The sequence below is a fragment of the Polaromonas sp. YR568 genome, from assembly GCF_943369675.1.
Taxonomy (GTDB): Bacteria; Pseudomonadota; Gammaproteobacteria; order Burkholderiales; family Burkholderiaceae_C; genus Polaromonas.
On sequence record NZ_CALROB020000011.1, the window covers coordinates 67,953 to 87,074 of the forward strand.

The 19,122-nt window shown below is 66.8% G+C and carries 23 protein-coding genes; 13 read left to right on the forward strand and 10 right to left on the reverse strand.

The window, feature by feature from the left end:
• Nucleotides 1-11 precede the first annotated feature (11 nt).
• A complete protein-coding gene (locus ACLV8F_RS08055) occupies nt 12-566 on the forward strand; it encodes a phosphonate degradation HD-domain oxygenase (protein ID WP_411883713.1) in 555 nt (184 codons plus the stop codon).
• Here the strand turns inward: ACLV8F_RS08055 and phnN are convergent.
• Genes phnN through phnF form a run of 3 tightly spaced genes read right to left on the reverse strand, consistent with a single transcriptional unit; the run spans nt 518 to nt 2,561 of the window.
• On the reverse strand, nt 518-1,096 hold the full coding sequence (gene phnN, locus ACLV8F_RS08060) for a phosphonate metabolism protein/1,5-bisphosphokinase (PRPP-forming) PhnN (protein ID WP_411883714.1): 579 nt from the start codon (nt 1,094-1,096) through the stop codon (nt 518-520). The two genes, ACLV8F_RS08055 and phnN, sit on opposite strands and share 49 nt — an antisense overlap.
• Nucleotides 1,093-1,788 (reverse strand): DUF1045 domain-containing protein, encoded by a 696-nt coding sequence (locus tag ACLV8F_RS08065; protein WP_411883715.1) that lies wholly within the window; start codon nt 1,786-1,788, stop codon nt 1,093-1,095. Before ACLV8F_RS08065 ends, phnN begins: the two co-directional genes overlap by 4 nt.
• A complete protein-coding gene (gene phnF, locus ACLV8F_RS08070; protein WP_411883716.1) occupies nt 1,788-2,561 on the reverse strand; it encodes a phosphonate metabolism transcriptional regulator PhnF in 774 nt (257 codons plus the stop codon). Before phnF ends, ACLV8F_RS08065 begins: the two co-directional genes overlap by 1 nt.
• Before the next feature lie 114 nt (nt 2,562-2,675).
• Here phnF and phnG point away from each other — a divergent pair, with 114 nt between their 5' ends.
• The 7 genes from phnG to ACLV8F_RS08105 are packed head-to-tail and all read left to right on the forward strand — an operon-like array spanning nt 2,676 to nt 8,454.
• Nucleotides 2,676-3,125: a phosphonate C-P lyase system protein PhnG gene (gene phnG, locus ACLV8F_RS08075; RefSeq protein ID WP_411883717.1), complete on the forward strand. Its 450-nt coding sequence runs from the start codon at nt 2,676-2,678 to the stop codon at nt 3,123-3,125.
• Nucleotides 3,122-3,730, forward strand: coding sequence for a phosphonate C-P lyase system protein PhnH (phnH, locus tag ACLV8F_RS08080; RefSeq protein WP_411883718.1), 609 nt, complete (start codon nt 3,122-3,124; stop codon nt 3,728-3,730). Before phnG ends, phnH begins: the two co-directional genes overlap by 4 nt.
• Before the next feature lies 1 nt (nt 3,731).
• Nucleotides 3,732-4,853, forward strand: coding sequence for a carbon-phosphorus lyase complex subunit PhnI (locus tag ACLV8F_RS08085; protein ID WP_411883719.1), 1,122 nt, complete (start codon nt 3,732-3,734; stop codon nt 4,851-4,853).
• Entirely contained in the window at nt 4,850-5,746 is an 897-nt protein-coding gene (locus tag ACLV8F_RS08090; protein ID WP_411883720.1) for an alpha-D-ribose 1-methylphosphonate 5-phosphate C-P-lyase PhnJ, read from the forward strand. Before ACLV8F_RS08085 ends, ACLV8F_RS08090 begins: the two co-directional genes overlap by 4 nt.
• 47 nt (nt 5,747-5,793) lie before the next feature.
• On the forward strand, nt 5,794-6,564 hold the full coding sequence (phnK, locus tag ACLV8F_RS08095; protein ID WP_411883777.1) for a phosphonate C-P lyase system protein PhnK: 771 nt from the start codon (nt 5,794-5,796) through the stop codon (nt 6,562-6,564).
• A 36-nt stretch (nt 6,565-6,600) separates the two neighbouring features.
• A complete protein-coding gene (phnL, locus tag ACLV8F_RS08100; RefSeq protein WP_411883721.1) occupies nt 6,601-7,299 on the forward strand; it encodes a phosphonate C-P lyase system protein PhnL in 699 nt (232 codons plus the stop codon).
• Nucleotides 7,300-7,314: 15 nt separating this feature from the next.
• On the forward strand, nt 7,315-8,454 hold the full coding sequence (locus tag ACLV8F_RS08105) for an alpha-D-ribose 1-methylphosphonate 5-triphosphate diphosphatase (protein ID WP_411883722.1): 1,140 nt from the start codon (nt 7,315-7,317) through the stop codon (nt 8,452-8,454).
• A gap of 126 nt (nt 8,455-8,580) precedes the next feature.
• Here the strand turns inward: ACLV8F_RS08105 and ACLV8F_RS08110 are convergent, their stop codons facing one another.
• From ACLV8F_RS08110 to ACLV8F_RS08125, 4 genes are read right to left on the reverse strand one after another with little or no spacing between them, the layout of a single operon-like run.
• Nucleotides 8,581-9,315, reverse strand: coding sequence for an ABC transporter substrate-binding protein (locus tag ACLV8F_RS08110; protein WP_411883723.1), 735 nt, complete (start codon nt 9,313-9,315; stop codon nt 8,581-8,583).
• Nucleotides 9,316-9,348: 33 nt separating this feature from the next.
• Nucleotides 9,349-10,188, reverse strand: coding sequence for an amidohydrolase family protein (locus ACLV8F_RS08115; protein WP_411883724.1), 840 nt, complete (start codon nt 10,186-10,188; stop codon nt 9,349-9,351).
• Between the two features lie 14 nt (nt 10,189-10,202).
• Nucleotides 10,203-11,012, reverse strand: coding sequence for an alpha/beta fold hydrolase (locus ACLV8F_RS08120; RefSeq protein ID WP_411883725.1), 810 nt, complete (start codon nt 11,010-11,012; stop codon nt 10,203-10,205).
• A 29-nt stretch (nt 11,013-11,041) separates the two neighbouring features.
• A complete protein-coding gene (locus ACLV8F_RS08125; RefSeq protein WP_411883726.1) occupies nt 11,042-12,004 on the reverse strand; it encodes a Bug family tripartite tricarboxylate transporter substrate binding protein in 963 nt (320 codons plus the stop codon).
• Nucleotides 12,005-12,135: 131 nt separating this feature from the next.
• On the opposite strand from ACLV8F_RS08125, the gene ACLV8F_RS08130 reads away from it, so the two are divergent.
• Both ACLV8F_RS08130 and ACLV8F_RS08135 read left to right on the forward strand, forming a co-directional pair.
• A complete protein-coding gene (locus tag ACLV8F_RS08130; RefSeq protein ID WP_411883727.1) occupies nt 12,136-12,861 on the forward strand; it encodes a GntR family transcriptional regulator in 726 nt (241 codons plus the stop codon).
• 150 nt (nt 12,862-13,011) lie between these two features.
• On the forward strand, nt 13,012-13,962 hold the full coding sequence (locus tag ACLV8F_RS08135) for a GSU2403 family nucleotidyltransferase fold protein (protein ID WP_411883728.1): 951 nt from the start codon (nt 13,012-13,014) through the stop codon (nt 13,960-13,962).
• 134 nt (nt 13,963-14,096) lie between these two features.
• Here ACLV8F_RS08135 and ACLV8F_RS08140 read toward each other — a convergent pair whose 3' ends face one another.
• From ACLV8F_RS08140 to ACLV8F_RS08150, 3 genes are all read right to left on the reverse strand, one after another.
• Nucleotides 14,097-15,041, reverse strand: coding sequence for a succinylglutamate desuccinylase/aspartoacylase family protein (locus ACLV8F_RS08140; RefSeq protein WP_411883729.1), 945 nt, complete (start codon nt 15,039-15,041; stop codon nt 14,097-14,099).
• On the reverse strand, nt 15,041-16,060 hold the full coding sequence (locus ACLV8F_RS08145; protein WP_411883730.1) for a Bug family tripartite tricarboxylate transporter substrate binding protein: 1,020 nt from the start codon (nt 16,058-16,060) through the stop codon (nt 15,041-15,043). The genes ACLV8F_RS08140 and ACLV8F_RS08145 overlap by 1 nt, the downstream gene beginning before the upstream one ends.
• A gap of 86 nt (nt 16,061-16,146) precedes the next feature.
• Nucleotides 16,147-17,040 (reverse strand): LysR substrate-binding domain-containing protein, encoded by an 894-nt coding sequence (locus ACLV8F_RS08150; protein ID WP_411883731.1) that lies wholly within the window; start codon nt 17,038-17,040, stop codon nt 16,147-16,149.
• Nucleotides 17,041-17,286: 246 nt separating this feature from the next.
• On the opposite strand from ACLV8F_RS08150, the gene ACLV8F_RS08155 reads away from it, so the two are divergent.
• The 3 genes from ACLV8F_RS08155 to ACLV8F_RS08165 are packed head-to-tail and all read left to right on the forward strand — an operon-like array spanning nt 17,287 to nt 19,115.
• Complete coding sequence (locus ACLV8F_RS08155) at nt 17,287-18,084, forward strand: beta-ketoacyl synthase chain length factor (protein ID WP_411883732.1); 798 nt, start codon at nt 17,287-17,289, stop codon at nt 18,082-18,084.
• Nucleotides 18,077-18,868 carry a lysophospholipid acyltransferase family protein gene (locus tag ACLV8F_RS08160; protein ID WP_411883733.1) on the forward strand — a complete coding sequence of 264 codons (792 nt, stop codon included), beginning with the start codon at nt 18,077-18,079 and terminating at the stop codon, nt 18,866-18,868. Before ACLV8F_RS08155 ends, ACLV8F_RS08160 begins: the two co-directional genes overlap by 8 nt.
• Entirely contained in the window at nt 18,843-19,115 is a 273-nt protein-coding gene (locus ACLV8F_RS08165; protein WP_411883734.1) for a phosphopantetheine-binding protein, read from the forward strand. The genes ACLV8F_RS08160 and ACLV8F_RS08165 overlap by 26 nt, the downstream gene beginning before the upstream one ends.
• The last annotated feature ends 7 nt before the right edge of the window (nt 19,116-19,122 follow it).

The following is a 19,122-nucleotide window of genomic DNA, read 5'->3' on the forward strand; positions in this document are numbered from 1 at the left end:
GGAGCAGCTTCATGGCCTTGCAGATAGCGCAGATCACCGAATTGTTTCTGGTGCAGGGCGCCGTGCGTTATGGCGCCGAAGCCATCAGCCAGCAGCAGCACGCCCTGCAGTGCGCACACCTGGCCGAGCGGGCCGGCAGCCCGGACGAACTGGTCGCCGCGGCCCTGCTGCATGACCTCGGTCATTTGCTGCCCCGGTCCGCGCCCAAGGCCGCGGGCATTGACGACCTGCACCAGTACATGGCCATTCCGTTTTTGCGCGGCGTGTTCGGCGAGGGGGTGCTGGAACCGGTGCGCATGCACGTGGATGCCAAGCGTTACCTCTGCCACATCGATGAATCCTATTGGGCCGGCCTGTCGCCGGCGTCGCAGCGTAGCCTGGAGCTGCAGGGCGGCGCGTTTTCGGCGGAAGAGGCAGCCGCCTTTATCGCCCAGCCCTTTGCCGCCGACGCGGTAGCGCTGCGCCGTTGGGATGACCTGGCGAAAGACCCCGCCGCCACGCCGCCCGGCTGGGCGCACTATGTGGCGGTGCTGGAACGCGCCTGCAGGGTTTCTGTCGCAGCCTGAACTGCCAGGTAGTTGGCCAGGCGCTGCCCGGCCACCGCGAGTTCCGCATCATTGACGATCACACAATCGGCCTGCATGCCGGTAAAGCGTGTGTTGCGCGCCAGCCTTTCGGTGACCGCGCTCGCCGCATCCCGGCCGCGCTGCGCCAGGCGCTCCGCCAGCTGGTTCTGGCCAGCGGTAATCTGCACCACACGCAGCCCGGGCGACGGCGCCAGGCTGTTGACGTGCTCGCGTGAGCCGTTGACCACCACGATGCGCCCGGCTTCCACCTCGTCGGCATAGTGCCGCGAAATGCCGTAATAAAAGCCGTGCGCCTGCCAGTGCCAGCTCAGGCCGCCCGCTTGCAGCACCGCGAGGAAGTCGGCCTCCGCCACCGGGTCGTGCTCCGATCCCTGCTGCGCGGGGCGCGTCACCATGCGGCGCGCGAACACGATGTCTTGACGCGATGAAAGCATTTCCCTGGCCGACGCGATCACGCTGTCCTTGCCGGCGCCCGAGGGGCCGCAGACAAAAATCCAGGAGCCGCTCATGCGTGCAGCTTCAGGTCGATGAGCCGCAGGAAGGGGTCGCCGGGCGACCTTTCGACAAACAGGCAGAGCCGGTCCAGCAACAAGGGGGCGCTTGCATTGAGGCGGGCGACTTGCGGCGCCACGGCGTCGATGACACTTTGCGCCGTCGCCGGATCGACGGGGCCTGTCAGCGTCATGTGGAAACGGAAACGCTCCATCACATGGGGATAACCGTAGAGGTCCAGCAACTCGACGCCGCGCGCATCGAGAAGGTCCACACGGCGGCGCGCGCGGTCGGCTTCGCCCAGCGGCGCGCGCAAATCATCAAGTTCACGCACGCAGGCCGCGGCCAGTTCCTGCAAGCCCGCGGGTTGGCCATCGGGTACCAGCGCCACAAAATCACCAAGCGCGGTCACGCGCAGGGGGCCAAGCGCCACGGGCTTTAGCGTGGAAGCCAAAGCGTTCAAGCGCCGCATCAGGCCGGTTTCATCACAGCCGGCCGCCAGCCGCAAAGGGGCCTTGAGCGTGGCGTGGAAGCCATAGCGCCTGGGTTCCTGCGTGATCTGTGCAAAGGCCTGCGGCGCCAAACCGTCCAGCGCGGGCTGGGGCAGCACGCTGTTGTCGTATTCGTCGCGGCCCAGCCAACGGGCGCCGAACTCGCGCCAGGGCGAGTATTTGTCGGGCGCGAAATAAACGGCGTAACGCGGGCCCATCATTCCGCTCCTGCTATTTCATCGGCGCCGGAATTCACCACCAGCTGCACACGGTCGCCGCAGAACACCGTCTCACCGTACTTGATGGGACTGCCCTCCATGTCGGCGTCCAGGCATTCCACGCACAGCAGCGGCCGCGTGACGGGCTGCTTGAGCAGGCGGGCGGTTTCTTCCGACGGCATCTGGGTGGTGATGCGGCTTTCCGCGCGCACGTAGTCCTGCACACCGAAGTGGCGCAGGATTTCGGTGGTGCGCATGCCGGTGTTGAGCATGTCGAGCAGGCCGGCGAAACGCAGCGCGGGGTAATAAGCCGTGCCCAGGCCTATAGGCTGGCCGTTGGCTTCGTCGAGCATCTCCACCATCAGCACCTTGGCGCCCTTGGTGAGCTTGAGTTCATGCGCCGCGCGCTCGGGCGCCGGCATTTCGCGGGCCGTCAGCAGCAGCTTGCTGGGCAGCAGGCCCTGGCGCAGCAGGTTTTCAGTGAAGCGCGTGCGGCGCGAGAGCACGTAGTCGAGCAGCTCGTGCTGGATGAACATGCCGCGCCCCGGCTCTATGCGCACCAGGCCGTCCGACTGCAGTGCGGCCACGGCCTGGCGCAACGTATGGCGGTTCACGCCGAAGCGCGTGGCGAGTTCGTTTTCGCTGGGCAAACGCCCCGTGTCCGTGAAGGCTCGGTCGCGGATTTCGGTGCTCAGCGTATCGGCAATCTGCTTCCAGACGGCGACACCGCTGCGCCTGCCTGGAGCACTTGAAAGGGTGCGTTCGCTTGTCATCATTTGGTCATGTTGCCCGGTTGAACTAGGACCTGTTGACACCCACAGCGGGTGTTTATTGGCCACCCTTCAACTCTAGTAACTGATTTAGACATCCGTATGACAAACCCGTCCATGGACACACACAACGCGCCGCGCCAACGCTGGCTGTCGGTGCTGGCGCGCGCCGAAAAGCCGGCGCTGGAACAAGCCGCCGCCGCGCTCGGTGAACTGCCGCCGCTGGAGCACGTGCGCCAGCCGGAGCCCGGCATGGTGATGCTGCGCGGCCGCGTGGGCGGCACCGGCGACGCCTTCAACCTGGGCGAAGCGACGGTGACACGTTGCGCCTTGCGTGTGGGCGCGGGCGCGCTGGGCGTGGGTTATGCGCTGGGGCGCGACAAGCGAAAGGCCGAGCTGATTGCGCTCTTTGATGCGCTGCTGCAGGACCCGGCGCGGCAGGCAGCGATTCAGCGCGATGTGGTGGACATGCTGGCTGATCAACAGGCCGCACGGCGCGATGCGGCCGGCCGTTCGGCCGCCGCCTCCAAAGTTGAATTCTTCACCATGGTCAGGGGCGAGGCATGAGCACGCAACAAACACAACAACAACTCAGCGCGGGTTTTGCCGACGCCGTGCACGATGCGCAAAACGCGTTTCGCGGCCTGCTCGACGCGCTGTCGCGGCCGGGCCGGCGCGTCGCCATCGGCAGCCCCGTCAAGGGCTTGGCCCTGGGCGCCGCCATGTCGCACCTGCTGCTGACGCTGACCGATGACGACACGCCGGTGTGGTGGCAGCAACATGACGAGGCCAGCATCGGCTGGCTGCGCTTTCACACCGGCGCAAGCCTGGCCGCCACGCCGGAGCTTGCCGCCTTCGCGGTGGTCACCGACGCGGGTGCCCTGCCGGCGCTGGAGGCCTTCGCGGCCGGCTCGCTCGAGTCGCCCGAACATTCCGCGACCTTGCTGGTGGAGGTGGCTTCGCTGGACGGCGGCCCCGCCGTCGAATGGCGCGGCCCCGGCATACAGGACATGCAGACGGTACGCATCGCCGGCCTGCCCGACAAGTTCTGGGCGCACTGGCAGGCCAACCATGCCGCGTTTCCGCAAGGCATCGACATTGTTTTCACCTGCGCGGATGCCGCGCTGGGTTTGCCGCGCACCACGCGTGTGCGGCGTCTGGAAGGGATCTAGCATGTACGTTTCCGTCAAGGGCGGCGCGGCCGCCATCGAAAACTCCTGGCGCCTGCTGGCCGAACAACGCCGCGGCGACACCTCGCTGCCGGAACTGTCGGTGGCGCAGATACGCGAACAGCTTCCGCTGGCGGTGGACCGCGTGATGTCCGAGGGTTCGCTGTATGACCGAGAACTCGCCGCGCTGGCCATCAAGCAGGCCGGCGGCGACCTGGTTGAAGCCATTTTTTTGCTGCGCGCCTACCGCACCACCTTGCCGCGCTTCGGCTACAGCCTGCCCATGGACACGGCGCGCATGCAGCTGGTGCGCCGCGTCTCGGCCACCTTCAAGGACGTGCCGGGCGGCCAGGTGCTGGGCCCCACCTACGACTACACGCAGCGCCTGCTCGACTTCGCGCTGCTGGCCGAAGGTGGCGCCGACGTGGCCAAAGAAATCCCCACGGCCACGCAAGCCATGCCGGCCAGCATGCCCCGCGTCAACGAATTGATGGCACGCGAAGGCCTGATGGAAACGCCACGGCCTTTGTCGGACGGCGAGCCCGGCGACCTGACGCGCGAGCCGCTGATGTTTCCCGCGGAACGGCCGCTGCGCCTGCAGGCGCTGGCGCGCGGCGACGAAGGCTGGCTGCTGGCGCTCGGGTATTCGACCCAGCGCGGTTACGCCAACTCCCATCCCTTCGCCGGCGAGATACGGCGCGGCAGCGTGTCGGTGGAGATTCTTCCCGACGAACTGGGCTTTGCCATCGACATCGGCGACGTTGAGGTGACCGAGTGCCAGATGATCAACCAGTTCGCCGGCAACCGCGAGGTGCCGCCGCAGTTCACGCAGGGCTACGGCCTGGCCTTTGGCGGCGGGGAACGCAAAAGCATGGCCATGGCGCTGGTGGACCGCGCCCTGCGCGCGCGCGAACTCGGCGAGACGGCCACCGCGCCGGCGCAGAACGAGGAGTTTGTGCTTTCGCATGCCGACAGCCTGGAAGCCTCGGGTTTTGTGCAGCACCTGAAGCTGCCGCATTACGTGGACTTCCAGTCGGAACTGGAGCTGGTGCGCAAACTGCGCGCCGCCCATGCGCAGGAAAGAGACGCCGAACAGCAGGCTCAGGCCCTGCAGAAAGCAGCATGATGGACGAGAACTACAACTTCGGTTTCCTCGACGAGCGCACCAAAAAAATGATACGGCGCGCCATGCTCAAGGCCGTCGCCATACCGGGCTACCAGGTGCCTTTCGGCTCGCGTGAAATGCCTTTTGCGTATGGCTGGGGCACCGGCGGCGTGCAGGTCACCGCCAGCATCATCGGCAAGCGCGACGTGCTCAAGGTGATAGACCAGGGCGCGGACGACACGACCAACGCGGTCAACATACGCCGCTTCTTCGCGCGCACCACCGGCGTGGCCACCACCGACAAAACCGCGCAGGCCACCATCATCCAGACCCGCCACCGTATCCCGGAAGCGGCGCTCACCGAAGCCCAGGTCATCGTCTACCAGGTGCCCATGCCGGAGCCCATGTTCCGCCTGGAGGCGCGCCGCCGCGAGACCATCACCATGCATGCGCTGGCCGAGTACGGCCTGATGAACGTCAAGCTGTATGAAGACATCGCGCAGCTGGGCGCGATCTCCAAAACCTATGACTACCCGGTGCTGGTGAACGAGCGCTACCTGACCTCGCCCTCGCCCATCCCCAAGTTCGACAACCCCAAGATGCACATGAACCCTGCCCTGCAGCTGTTCGGCGCGGGGCGCGAAAAACGCATCTATGCGATCCCGCCCTACACCGCCGTGCGCAGCCTCGATTTTGAAGACCACCCGTTTGAAGTGCAGCGCTGGGAGCATGCCTGCGCGCTGTGCGGCTCCGGCGAAAGTTTTCTCGACGAAATGATCGTGGACGACGAAGGCAGCCGCCTGTTCGTCTGCTCGGACAGCGATTTTTGCGGCGAGCGCCGCGACGCCGGCCATGTCGGCACGCAGCAATCGGTGCGCCTGCGCGACGTGCTGGCGTCGGAAAAGGCTGCATGATGAACAAGCAGCTGCTCTTATCCGTGCGCGGCGCCGGCAAAAACTTCATGCAGGGCAACCGCCCGCGCTGGGCCTGCCGCGACGTGAGTTTTGACCTCTATCCCGGCGAAGTGCTGGCGGTCGTCGGCGAGTCCGGCTCCGGCAAGTCCACGCTGCTGCGTTTGCTGGCGTCCCGCCTGGCCTGCGACGAAGGCTCGGTGCATTACAACCTGCGTGATGAAGCCGGTGCCGTAGCGGCGCAGGACATTGAAGGCCTGGTGAACCTGGCCGGCCTCTCCGAAGCGCGCCTGCGCTGGCTGGCCCGCACCGACTGGGGTTATGTCGAGCAGCATGCGCGCGACGGCCTGCGCATGAACGTCTCGGGCGGCGCCAACATCGGCGAACGCATGATGGCCCTGGGCAGCCGCCATTACGGCAAGCTGCGCGGCGAGGCGCTGGACTGGATGGAGCGCGTCGAGCTTGACGTGGCGCGCATCGACGACCTGCCCGGCACCTATTCGGGCGGCATGCAGCAGCGCCTGCAGATTGCCCGCAACCTCGTCACCCATCCGCGCCTGGTCTTTATGGACGAGCCCACCACCGGGCTGGACGTGTCGGTGCAGGCGCGGCTGCTGGACCTGCTGCGCGAGCTGGTCGACCAGCTGCAGCTGGCGGCCGTCATCGTCACCCACGACCTGGCCGTGGCCCGCCTGCTGGCGCACCGCATGCTGGTGATGAAGGACGGGCTGGTGGTCGAACAAGGCCTGACCGACCGCGTGCTGGACGATCCGCAGCACCCGTACACGCAACTGCTGGTGTCTTCAGTGCTCACGCCCTGAGATCCATCCCTGCCCTCCTCATTTGTGACGACCACCATGACCGCCCTGCTTGAAACCCAAGACCTGTCCAAAACCTTCACGCTGCACGGCCGCGGCGGCCTGCAGCTGCCCGTGTTCGCCGGCATCAACCTGAGCGTGCGCGCCGGCGAATGCCTGGCGCTGACTGGCCACTCGGGCAGCGGAAAAAGCTCGCTGCTGCGCTGCCTCTACGGCAACTACGCCGCCACCGCCGGCGAGGTGCGCATACGCCACGACGACACATGGCTCAGCCTCTCGACCGCCGCGCCCCGCGAGGTGCTGGAAGTGCGGCGCCGCAGCCTGGGGTATGTGTCGCAGTTCCTGCGCGTGATCCCGCGCGTCTCGACGCTGGACATCGTGGCCGAGCCGCTGCGCCGGCTGGGCGTGGCGGCGCAGGAGGCGCGCGACCAGGCCGCCCTGTGGCTGGCGCGGCTGAACCTGCACGAGCGCCTGTGGCATTTGCCGCCGGCGACTTTTTCGGGCGGCGAGCAGCAGCGCGTGAACATCGCGCACGGCCTGATCGCCGGCCACCCGGTGCTGCTGCTGGACGAGCCCACGGCCTCGCTGGATGCGGACAACCGCCGCGTGGTGGTGGAACTGATCCACGCGGCGCGCGAACGCGGCGCCGCGGTGGTGGGCATTTTTCATGACGACGAAGTGCGCGAGGCCGTGGCCAGCCGCTGCTTTGACGTCGAACAGCATAGGCAAGCGCTTTAAACCGGAACACATCCCATGACACAACGCATCATCAAAAACGCAAAAATCGTCACTGCCGATGAGGAGTTCACCGGCTGCATGGTGATTGAAGGCGGCACCATACGCGCCATCGAACGCGGCGACACCTCGGTGCCCGCCGCCGAGGACTGGGCCGGCGACTGGCTGCTGCCCGGCCTGGTCGAGCTGCACACCGACAACCTCGAAAAACACCTGGTGCCGCGCCCCGGCGTGATCTGGAACGCGCATTCCGCCACCGTGATGCACGACGCCCTGTGCGCGGCGGCCGGCATCACCACCGTGCTGGATTCCGTGGTCATCGGCGACATGGACCAGGGCGGCGCGCGCAGCCAGACCCAGCACGTGGCCATCCAGGCCCTGCACGCCTGCCGCGGCGAGGAGCTGCTGCGCGTGGAGCACCTGCTGCACCTGCGCTGCGAAGTGTCGGCGCCCGACATCGTGGAGGTGTTCGAGCGCTACGCCGACGACACGCTGCTGGAGCTGGTCAGCGTGATGGACCACACGCCGGGCCAGCGCCAATGGCGCGACCTCACGAAATACCGGCGCTACGCCGAGCGTTTCGGCAGCTTCGGCGATGCCGAGTACGACGCCATGATCGCGGAGCGCCAGGAGCACCAGATCCGTTACGCCATTCCCAACCGCGCCGCCGTGATCGCCGGCAGCCATGCCCGCAGCCTGCCGCTGGCCAGCCACGACGACACCGAAGTCGACCACGTCGAGCAGGCCAGCGAGGAGCGCATTCGCATCTCGGAATTCCCGACCACGGTGGCGGCGGCCCAGGCCGCGCGCGCCGCGGGCATTGCCATCGTCATGGGCGGGCCCAACCTGGTCAAGGGCGGCTCTCACTCCGGCAACGTGTCGGCGGCCGAATTGGCGCGGCTGGATCTGCTGGATATTTTTTCATCGGACTACGTGCCCGCCAGCCTGCTGCAGTCGGCCTTTTTGCTGCGCGACACGGTGGGCTGGAGCCTGCCCAAGGCAGTCAGGACGGTGACACGCAACCCGGCGCGCGCCATCGGCCTCCATGACCGGGGCGAACTCGCGACCGGCCTCAGGGCCGACCTGATACGCGTGAAGATGAGCGGCAATATGCCCATCGTGCGCGGGGCCTGGCACATGGGTGTGCGGGCGTTCTAGGCGCCACTCAAAAAGCCCTCCTGGCGTTGTTGCGCCGCCTTGCCGTGCTGGAGCACTGTCTGCGGCGACGCGCCTAGCCAGGACCGCTTCGCTGGGCTTTGTGAGCGGCGCCAAGCCCTGTTTTTTTTAGGTTGCAGGCGCGACGGAAGCCCCTTCTATCTTGTGCTCCACCAAAGCCCCGGCGACAAAACCCGTGGCCTTCATCTCTTCGACAAAAAGGTGCAGCGCTTTCGCCGCGACCTCGCCCCGTGTCTTGGGTGTGCCCATGGCCTGCTGGATCACCATGAAGCGGCCCGGCAGCAGGCGAAGGCCTGTGTGCTTTTTCGCATCAAGCTCCAGCTGCTGCTTCACGCCGGCGGCGACGTCGATGTTCTGCGCCACAAAGGTCTCCACCACCGTCGGTGAACTGGGCGCCCTGACGATGCTCGCGTGTTGGAGTTCACGGCTCAGGTACAGGTCGTAGGCGCTGCCCAGCCCGACGGTGACCGTCACGCCGGCTTTGTCGACTTCTTCGTTGCGCGTGATGGGCGACGAATCGCGCACCAGGTAACAGCCTTCAATCAGCACATAAGCCGCCGTGAAGGCAATGCTGGCGCCGCGCAGGGGGTCGATGGCAAAGAAGCCGATGTCCGCCTTGTCGTCACTGACCGCCTGCACGGACTTGCCGGCAGTGTCGAACACCACGAACTCGACCGGCACGCCCAGCCGCCCGGCAAAAGCCCTGGCCAGGTCCACCGACACGCCCGTGGGGTCGCCGCCGGGCGGGCCGGCCTTGGCCAGGATGGGGTTGCCCAGGTTGATGGATGCGCGCAGGACGCCAGTGGGGGTGAAAGCCTTGACGAGGGCGGCATCCAGGGCCATGGGAACTCCTTCAGGAATTAAGCGATTCCGCCTTTATACCTGTGGCCGGTACAGGCTCACGCCGTTGCTCCACAGCGCCTTGCGCGCCAGCTCGGGGCCGAGCACGTCCTTGACCAGTTGCAAATCGGACGCGGCAAAGGGGCGTTTGGCGCGGGTGGAGGGCATGTCGGTGCCGAAGACAAGCGCATTCGGGTTGCGCCTGGCAATCGCTTCCAGCGCCTTGGGCACGTTCATGTCGACACGGCCGAAACCGGTGGCCTTGATGCGCGCGCCGGCGTCGACCAGGTCCAGCACCACGGGCAGGCCGGCTTCGGTCATGCCGAGGTGGTCGATGACGATTTGCGGCAGCTTGGAGAGCTTGGCGACGTGCGGGCGCAACGCGGCGGCATCGGCATAGATTTCCGAATGCCAGCCGCCCACGGCATGCACGCGGGTGGCCAGGGCCACGATGTCGTCGACGCTGTCGATGCGGCCGCGGAAGATGTTGAAGCGCAGGGCCCTAACGCGCAGTGCCGCCAGGCTGGCGACTTCGGCGTCGGGGATGTTGGGCGGCACCTGCGTGACGCCGACCCAGCGCGGGCCGAGCTCCTTGAGCGTGGCGCGCAGATAGGTCTGGTCGAAGCCGTGGAAGGAGCCCGAGACGATGGCGCCCGAAGTGACCTTGAGCGGCGCGGTATCGGCCAGGTATTGCGTGAGCGGAAAAGGCGGCGGCGTGTAGCCCTGGTTTTCAATGATGGGATAGCGCGGGTCGATGATGTGGCAGTGCGAATCAAAGACCTGGTCTTGCGCGGCGACGCTGGCGCAGCCGGTGAGCGCATGGGAGGCCGCGGCGGCGGCGAAACCGGCCAGCAGGTGGCGGCGATTGAGTTGCATGGATGTCTCCTTTGTTATTGAAGTGCCGAACTGGCACGGGCGAGAACGGAAGCAATGCGGCGGGCGACCCTGCCGGGCGCCTCCATCGGTGTGTAGTGGCGCAGGCCGTCGAGCACGGCCAGCTCGGCGCCTGGCAGACGGCCCATGATGTCCTGCGACATGGCCAGCGGCGTCGCATAGTCGGACTCGCCCACGACGACGATGGCCGGGCCGGTGTAACGGCTGATGCGTTCGCGCTCGTCGGCGCGGCCCAGCATGCGGCAGCTTTCCGCGTAAGCGTTCACGTCGTTGCGCAGGAAGACCTCGACCGCGCCGGCCAGCACCTCGGGGCTGGACTCCGCGAAGCCCGGGCTGAACCAGCGCTCGGCCTGGAAGGGGATCAGCGAAGCCAGGCCTTCGCGCAGCGCGCGTTGCGCCCGGCCTTCCCAGGCGCCGGGTGCGTCGTCGCCATACCAGGCGGTGGTGTCGATGACGCTGAGGCTGGCCACGCGCTGCGGGTAGAGGCCCGCGAAAGCCAGCGCCACCGTGCCGCCCATGGAGCAGCCCACCACATGGGCGCGGGCGGCGCCCAGGCTGTCGAGCACCTGCGCAAGGTCGTTCGCGAACCGGGCCGTAGTGTAAGGGCCCGCCGGCTTGCCGGACGCGCCATGTCCCCGGCAATCCAGGGCGTAGAGGGTGGCCTCCGTGCCCAGCCTGTCGGCCACGCCTTGCCACATGCGGGCATCCATGGCGAGCGCGTGCAGGAAGACAAGGGGCTCGAGGTCCGCGCGCCCAGGGCGCAGCGTGTGCAAGGCCAGCACACAACCGTCGCTGGCGGTGATCATGTGCGGCGCCGTCATCGTTGGCAGGGAACTCATTCCGCGCGCGCGCCCGACTTGGCGACCTGCGCGCGCCAGAAGGCCAGGTCGTTGACCATCTTGGCGTCGAGTTCGGCGGGTGAACTGGTGGCGACTTCAAAACCGTCGTCGCCGAGTTTCTTTTGCAGCTCGGCATTGGCCAGCACGGTGCGCACGTCGGCGGCGATCTTGTTGCGCACGGCCACAGGCGTGGCCTTGGGCGCCATGATGCCGAACCAGGTGTCGACCTCATAGCCCGGCAGGGTCTCGCCCACGGTAGGGACCTGGGGCAATATCTTGAGCCGCTTCGCGGACGACACGGCCACCGCCTTGATGCGGCCGCTGCGTATCAGCGCAATGCAGGCCGGCAGCCCGGTGGAGACCAGCTGGATCTGGTCGCCCATCAGGTCGGCGAGGGCCGGGCCGCCGCCGCGGTAGGGCACGTGGGTCAGCTGTTTTGCGCCTTCGCGTTTCATGAGTTCGGCCGCGAGGTGGCCCGGCGAGCCGGCGCCGGCCGTGCCGTAATTGAGCGGCTCCCTGGCGGCCAGCACGTCCTTCATGCTGGCGATGTTGGCCTTGGGGCCGCTGACCAGCACCTGCGGCGCCCGGGCCAGCAGGGCCACGCCGGCCAGGTCGCGTATCGCGTCGAAAGGCGGCTTGGGATACAGCAAAGGATTGGCCAGCACGCCGTCGCCCCATAGCAGCAGCGTGTAGCCGTCGGCCGGCGCGCCGATCACGAACTGCGCGCCAATGTTGCCGCCCGCGCCGGCGCGGTTCTCGATGACGACGGGCTGCTTCCAGAGTTCACCCAGGCGTATGCCCAGGCCGCGCGCAATCACGTCAAAACTGCCGCCCGGCGGGAAGGGCACGATGATCCGAACCGGCTTGTCGGGGAAAGCGGCTTGCGCCATGGCGCCGCCGGATGCGCAAACGGCCAGGCCGGCCGCAGCGGCCAGCAAAAGCCTTCTGGATGTGTTCATGGGTTTGTCTCCTGTTCAATGTCGGATGCGGCCGTGCACGTTGACCTGAATCAACAACACCTATACAGGAGTATAGATGTAACGCAGTGCCTTAACATGGGGGCAACCCTTACTTCACCCCAGGAAAAAACTTGCCCACGCCCCACGATCCCCGCCTGCCCCGGCATCTCCAGGTCAAGGACGAACTGATGCGGCGCATCGCGGACCGCGCCTGGAAAACCGGCGAAGCCCTGCCGGGCGAAGAAAAGCTGGCGCTGGAGTTCGCGATTTCGGTCGGCACCATGCGCAAGGTGATGCAGGGCCTGGTGCAGGACGGCGTGCTGGAACGCATACACGGCAAGGGTACTTTTGTAAGCCGGAGTTTCGAGCGCAGCTCCATGCTGCGCTTCGTGCGCTTCCGGGAGCCCGGCACCGTCGAGCTGCCGACCGCGAAGATCCTCACCATGGAAGTGCGCAAGGGCGAGGCGCAGGCGAATGCCAAACTGGGCCTGGCGCCCAACGACAAAACCATCTACCTGCACCGCTCGCGCTCTTACGGCGACGAGGTGGTGCTGGTGGAGCACATCTGGCTGCCGCAAGGCCGCTTCGCCAAGCTGCTGCCCTATTTGCAGAAAGAATCGCCGCCCCTGCTCTACCCGGTGTACGACGCGGTCTGCGGCGTGGTGGTGTTCCGCGCGGTCGACGACCTGGCCATGGACAGCCTGCCCAAGGAAGACGCGAAGATTTTCAAGGTCGCCAGCAAGTCGCCGTGCATGCGCATTGAACGCTCCATGACGGAACACGGCGGCGCCGTCATCGAATGGCGGGTGTCTTATGTGCCGGCCGACCGGTTTCACTACACGGTGGAGATTCGTTAAGCCTGGGCCGCGCCTTGTTAGCGATACAAAGCCGGCAGACACAAGCCAACCGGCCATCGTTTCCAGCATTCCCTAGATGCACTGAAGCGCCGCAAGTTTGCTGTTTATCCATTGGCCGTATAAACTTCAATTTCTAAAAAACTACGGCCAATGGACTATCTCCCCCTTTCCGACAACGCCGCCAGGCAACTCATCGACTCCACCACAGTGTTCGATGAGTTCGTGCGCGTCCAATCCCAAGCGCGTAACTATGCCGGAGGCATGTACTGGAAGCGCCAGGGTGATTACGAATACCTGGTTAAAACCCAGCCGGACAATCGGCAGGCCCGAGTGGGGCCGCGCTCTGCCGAAACTGAAAAAATCCACAAAGAGTTCACAGCCCGTAAACGCCAGGTAGAAGCGCGGCTGAAATCCCTGCGCGATGCGTTGAAGGATGCCGAGCGCCTGAACAAGGCCCTGAAGGTGGGGCGTGTCCCCTCACCCGTGATCGCTGTATTGCAAGCCATCGAAGACGCTGGCCTGGGCCAGCATTTCACCGTGGTGGGCACGCATCCGCTGTATGCGTATGAGGCTGCCGCCGGGGTACGCATTGTGCAGGGCGCCTTGGCAACCCAGGATGTGGATTTGTTGTGGGATGCCCGCCGGCGCGTGCGCTTCATCACGGACATCGGCAAGCAGGACGCTTCGATGCTCAGCGTTCTGCAGCGCGCCGATCCCACCTTTGTGCGCAAGGAAGGCCAGAACGAAACGGCCATCAACGCCAAAGGATTCGAAGTCGACTTTCTGCGCCGGCAGCCCGAAGGCGACGATCCGCACCCCTTCCGCTTTTCGGATGACGAAGGCGACCTGTGGCCGGTGCAGGCGGTGCGTGCTTCAGTGCTGACGAATGCGCCGCGGTTTGAACATGTAGTGATCTCAGCGACAGGACGCATGACGCTGATGCGCACCATTGAGCCTGAGTCGTTTGTGGAGTTCAAGCGCTGGATGGCGAAGAATGCGCCGCAAAGGCCGGAAGCCAAGCGCCGGCGCGACCTGCTGCAGGCGGACATTGTGCAAAAGCTGCTCCAGGAGGGTTTGCTGTTGTCGCGGGCTGCGGCATGATGCGCACTGCAGCACCGTAGCATCGGGGCGTCATATCGGAAAACAGTGGAGCTGTTTAGATGCACCCACCCGAGGTGCCCCGCATCAAGAGCAACCCGGCAGCTTCCGGCATGCGGGCGCATGCCAAAGCCTTGCTAGGCCCGCCGTCCCAGCCGCACCGTGGTCACACCGGGCCGCAGTTGCCGCAGCGAGGGCATAACCAGTACGCAGTCGTCATATGGCGTCACGATGTCGCGGCCCGCATCGGTGGCGATCACGGTGCCCGCCTTGTCCATGGTTTCGCCGCCGGTGAAATTTTCGGTGAAGCTGAAATCCATGGACGTCGCCACCACGCGATCTGTCACCACCACCGGCGCGGGCGGCTCGCGGTCGGGCAGCAACCAGCCGCCCGGTACGTCAAGGCGGGCCAGCGCGCCCGCCTGCACCAGGAAACGCATGAGCGTATCTCGCGCGGCGACGACGGCATGCGGGTGCCAGTGCTGGCCGGCCTCCAGCAACAGCGCGATGCGTTCGCCGTTTTCATCCGCAAATTCGCCGTAGTCGCGCATGCGCACGCCGTCGGCATGGCCGCCGTCCACGATCACCTGCGACGAAGTGCGCAGGGCCTGGGCAAACGCGATGTTGCGCGCCAGGGTGCCCGTCACCAGCAAAGGCGTGCAGGGTTCGTGCATGGAATGCAGGTCCAGCAGGTGCGTGGCGCGGTCCACAAAGGGCCGCAGTTGCCGCGCGCGCTCCAGCTCGGCGCTGCGGCGCGGACCGTCCAGCACATCGGCTGCCCAGACGCGGTTGAAGTCCTCATCGACAAAACGCGAGGCGTCGGGCCGGGCCGGATCGAAACGCTCGAATGCTGCAACGTTGCAAAAGGCCAGCGTGACACGGCCGCGCGCCGGCGCCCAGCCGGCGGCGAGCAGTTCGGCCAGCGCGATGGCGCCCGAGTATTCATTGCCGTGCACCAGCGCCGTGACCAGGATCTCAGGGCCGGGCGCGGCACCCACCCGCTCATGCACGTGGTGCACGCCGGTGCCGGACGCCGACCAGCGCGCGAGCTTGGGCGGCAAGGTAGTGACCGGGTGGTGCATCAGTTCGCCGTCCCGGTGCTGACCGCCTTGTTGACGACCAGGCGCACACGCTGGGTTTCGGCGCGCACAAAGGCGGCCAGCGCCTGGGGCGTTCCGCCTTCGTTGGAGATGCCGGCCTTCTGCAGTTTTTGCCAGACGGCTTCCTCGCGCAGGATGTCGTTGAGTTCGCGGTTCAGCCGCGTGACCATGGGCGTGGGCAGTTTCGCGGGGCCGAAGAGGCCGAACCAGACATTCATGTCATAGCCCTTCAATTTGGGGTTCTCGGCCAGCGCGGGGATTTGCGGCGCGGCGCGCGAGCGTGCGGGCGTGGTGACGCCCAGCGGGATCATCTTGCCCGACTCGATGTGCGGCAGCGCGGAGGACAGCACCGACACGCTGAACTCGATGTTGCCGCCCAGCAGGTCCTGCAGCTGCTGGCCCGCGCCGCGGTAGGGCACGTGGCGGAAGGTGGTGCCGGCCAGCAGGTTGATGAGTTCGCCCGACATGTGCAGCGGCGTGCCTATGCCCGAAGAGGCAAAACTCAGCTGATTGGGTTCGCGCCTGGATTTGGCGATGGCCTCCTCCATGGTCTTGACGCCGGTCTTGGTGTTGGTCACGAAGACCATGGGCGTGATGCCTATCAAGCCCACCGGGGCCAGGTCGGTTTCGCCGTTGTACTTGACGGCGGCATTGAAGAGCTTGGCGATGGACACCTCGCTGCCCGAGCCCAGCAGCAGCGTGTAGCCGTCGGGATTGGCGCTGACGACTTTCTGCGCGCCTATGGTGCCGCCGGCGCCGCCCACGTTCTCAATGACGACCGGCGTGCCCAGGCGTTTGGACAGCGGCTCGGCGATGATGCGCGCGACCAGGTCGACGCTGCCGCCGGCCGGGTAGCCCACCACCAGCGAGATGGGCCTGGACGTGGGCCAGGCCTGGGTCTGGGCCTGCGCCGCGGGCAAGATCGAAAAGGCCGAAAAGGCCAGCAAGGCCAGCAGGGCGCCGCCGAGGTGGCGACGCGGGAAAAAAGAAGGTGTGGGCATAAAGGCTCCTTAGTGGTGGAGCCAGTCTAGGAATTCATCCCCCGGGGCCGCATGCGCATCACGCATGGGCGTATGCGCATGCTCGCTCAGGCGCTAGTGGCGGCCCAGATGCGCTGCACCAGGTCGTTGCGCGGGCTGCGGTTGCGGTACAGCCGTATCTCGAAGCGCACGGCAATCGCCTGCGGGTCGGCCGCCACCAGCCGGCCGCTGCGCAGGTCGTCACCGACCAGCCCGCGCGGCAACCAGGCCAGGCCCACGCCCTGCAGGGCCTGCTCGTGCAGCGATTCGGCGAAGTCCGACTCGGTCACCGTGTGCAGGAAGAGCTCGCGCGCATCGCGGCTCAGCCCGTCCTGCAGGATCTGGCTGAGCGCCAGCGTGGGCGCGTAACCCAGCACCCGGGTCGGTTCGCGCGCCGTGCCGGGCAAGGTGTGCTGCGCCTGGCCGTCGGCGCGCGGCGCACTCACGGCCACCAGTTCCTCGGTGCCCAGCGTGAGGCCCTCGAAGGCCTGGTCGTCCAGCCGCATGGGCAGGCGCGGATGGGTGAAGGACAGCAGGAAATCGGCCGCGCCCTGCTCCAGCGCGGTGGCGCCTTCGTGGATGGAACCGGTGAGTATGCGCAGGCGGAACTCCCCGGCGCCGCGCTTGACGCGCGCCAGCCACGCGGGCACGGTGGTGCGCGACAAGGTGCGGCCGGTGGCCAGCGTGATCCAGTCCAGGCCGCCCTGCGCATGGCGAATGCGGGCCCGCACGTCGGCGAGGCCCGCCACCGCGCGGCGCGCCACCGGCAGCAACTCCTCACCGGCGGCCGTGAGCCCCAGCGGCACCACGGCGCGGTTGACCAGGTCGGCGCCCGCCCAGAGTTCCAGCGCGCGCACGCGGCGCGAGAACTGCGGCTGCGTCACATGGCGCGACTCGGCCGCCCGCGAAAAGCTGCGCTCGCGCGCCAGGGCAATGAAGTCTTCCAGCCATTTATGGTCCACGGCGCGCCTTGTCAGCCAAATGAAGTGATGGTATCGCCCAAGCACGCCGTTTTACCCCGTTTCCCCCTCAACCAGGGGAGCTTGCGCCCTTGTAAAGGGGGCAAGGCACAGCATCGGTGCGTGTAAAATTGCCCAAAACACAAGATGGCTCCGCTGATGCGGGGCCTTGGGGGGGCCCGCTACACGGTGAAATGGTTTGTGATCGGCCCGATCAGGTATTTAAGGTCATCAACCAACGAGTCAGTCTTGCGATTCGAATTCATCCTCCTTGAATGGTCCGCGTATGCCGACGGCCTCACCCATCACCGTGACTGGCTCAGGTGGGCCGAAGGGTTCCCCCAGCTTCCCGGGGCGACGGTAGAAACCGTCCCCGCCCTGACGGAAATGCCCGCCATGATGCGGCGCCGCGTCGACCGCCTGGGGCGCCTGGCCTGCCAGGTGGCCTATTGGTGCGAAGCCGCCGACGACGCGCCCATGGTGTTCGCATCGCGCTACGGCGATGCCACCCGCTCGCTGGCGCTGCTCGGCGACCTGGTGCAGGGCCAGCCCCTGTCGCCGGCCGGATTCGGACTCTCCGTGCACAACGCCATTTCGGCCCTGTATTCGATTGCGCAGGGCCATACCGGCAACACCGTGGTGGTGGCTGCCGGCCGCGCCAGCGTCGCGGCGGCGCTGACCGAAGCCGCCGCCCTGCTGGCGGACGGCGCGCCCGAAGTGCTGGTGGTGTATTACGAAGCCCCCTTGCCGGGCCACTACGCCGAGTTTGAAGACGAGGCCGCCTGCGAATACGCCTGGGCCTGGCGCGTGGCAGTTCCGGGGCATTCGGGATATCCGGGCCGGGATGCTTCGCCGCTGCTGAAGCTGGAACTGTCCGTGGATGAAAGCGGCGGCGCCGCCAACCCCGGTACCGCGGCCTGGCCCGCCGGCCTGGCCGTGCTGCACCACGTGCTGCAGGCCATCGCCGTACCGCAAGCCACCGTGCCCGAAGCGTTGATCCGCCACGACAGGGCGGGCAGCCAGTGGGCCTGGAGCGCCCATGCTTAGGCGCCTGAATTACGCCTGGCGCCTCTTCGCAACCGCGCTGAGCTTTAGCTGCTTCGGGCTGGGCGGCCTGCTGCTGTGGATCGTGGTGTTTCCCGTGCTGTCGCTGTTCATCCGCGACCCCGGACGGCTGTCGATCACGGCGCGCTGGGTCATTCGCCAGTCCTTTCGCGCCTTCGTGGGCCTCATGCACAGGCTGGGCATCTTCACCTATGAGACGCACGGCCTCGAAAAGCTCAACCGCCAGGGGCTGCTGGTGCTGGCCAACCACCCTTCGTTGATCGACGTGGTCTTCCTGATTTCGTTCACTGCGCGAGCCGATTGCGTCGTCAAGGCCGGACTGGCGGCCAACCCGTTCACGCGCGGCGCGGTCCTGGCCGCCGGCTTCATCTGCAACGACACCGGGCCGGCGATGGTCGAGGGCGGTGTGGCCTCGCTGCGCGCGGGCAACAACCTGATCATCTTTCCGGAAGGCACGCGCACACCCGCCAAGGGCTTTCCAGCCACGCTGCGGCGCGGCGCCTCCAACGTGGCGGTGCGGGGCAAGGTCGACGTGACACCGGTGCTGATCCAGTGCAACCCGTCGATGCTGGCCAAGGGCGTGCCGTGGTGGCGCATTCCCGCGCGCCGCCCGCATTTCCGCATTGAAGTGCGCGACGACATGCCCATCGCTTCCGTGGTCGGCAACTGCGGCAGCGAGGCCCTGGCCGCGCGCCGGCTGACGGAACACCTGGCCGACTATTTCACCAAGGAGACGCGCAGTGACCCACGACACGCAAGCGCTTGAGAGCGAGATCAAGGACCTCATCATCAGCGCCCTCGCGCTGGAGGACCTGGCGCCCGCCGACATCGATGCCGCGCAGCCCCTGTTCGTCAAGGGCCTGGGCCTGGACTCGATAGACGCCCTCGAGCTGGGGCTGGCCCTGCAGCGGCGCTACGGCGTCAGCGTTTCGGCCGACTCCGAGGAAACGCGGGGCTATTTCGCAAGCGTGCAGGCGCTGGCCGCATTCGTCGGCTCGCAGCGCACGCGCTAAATCCATT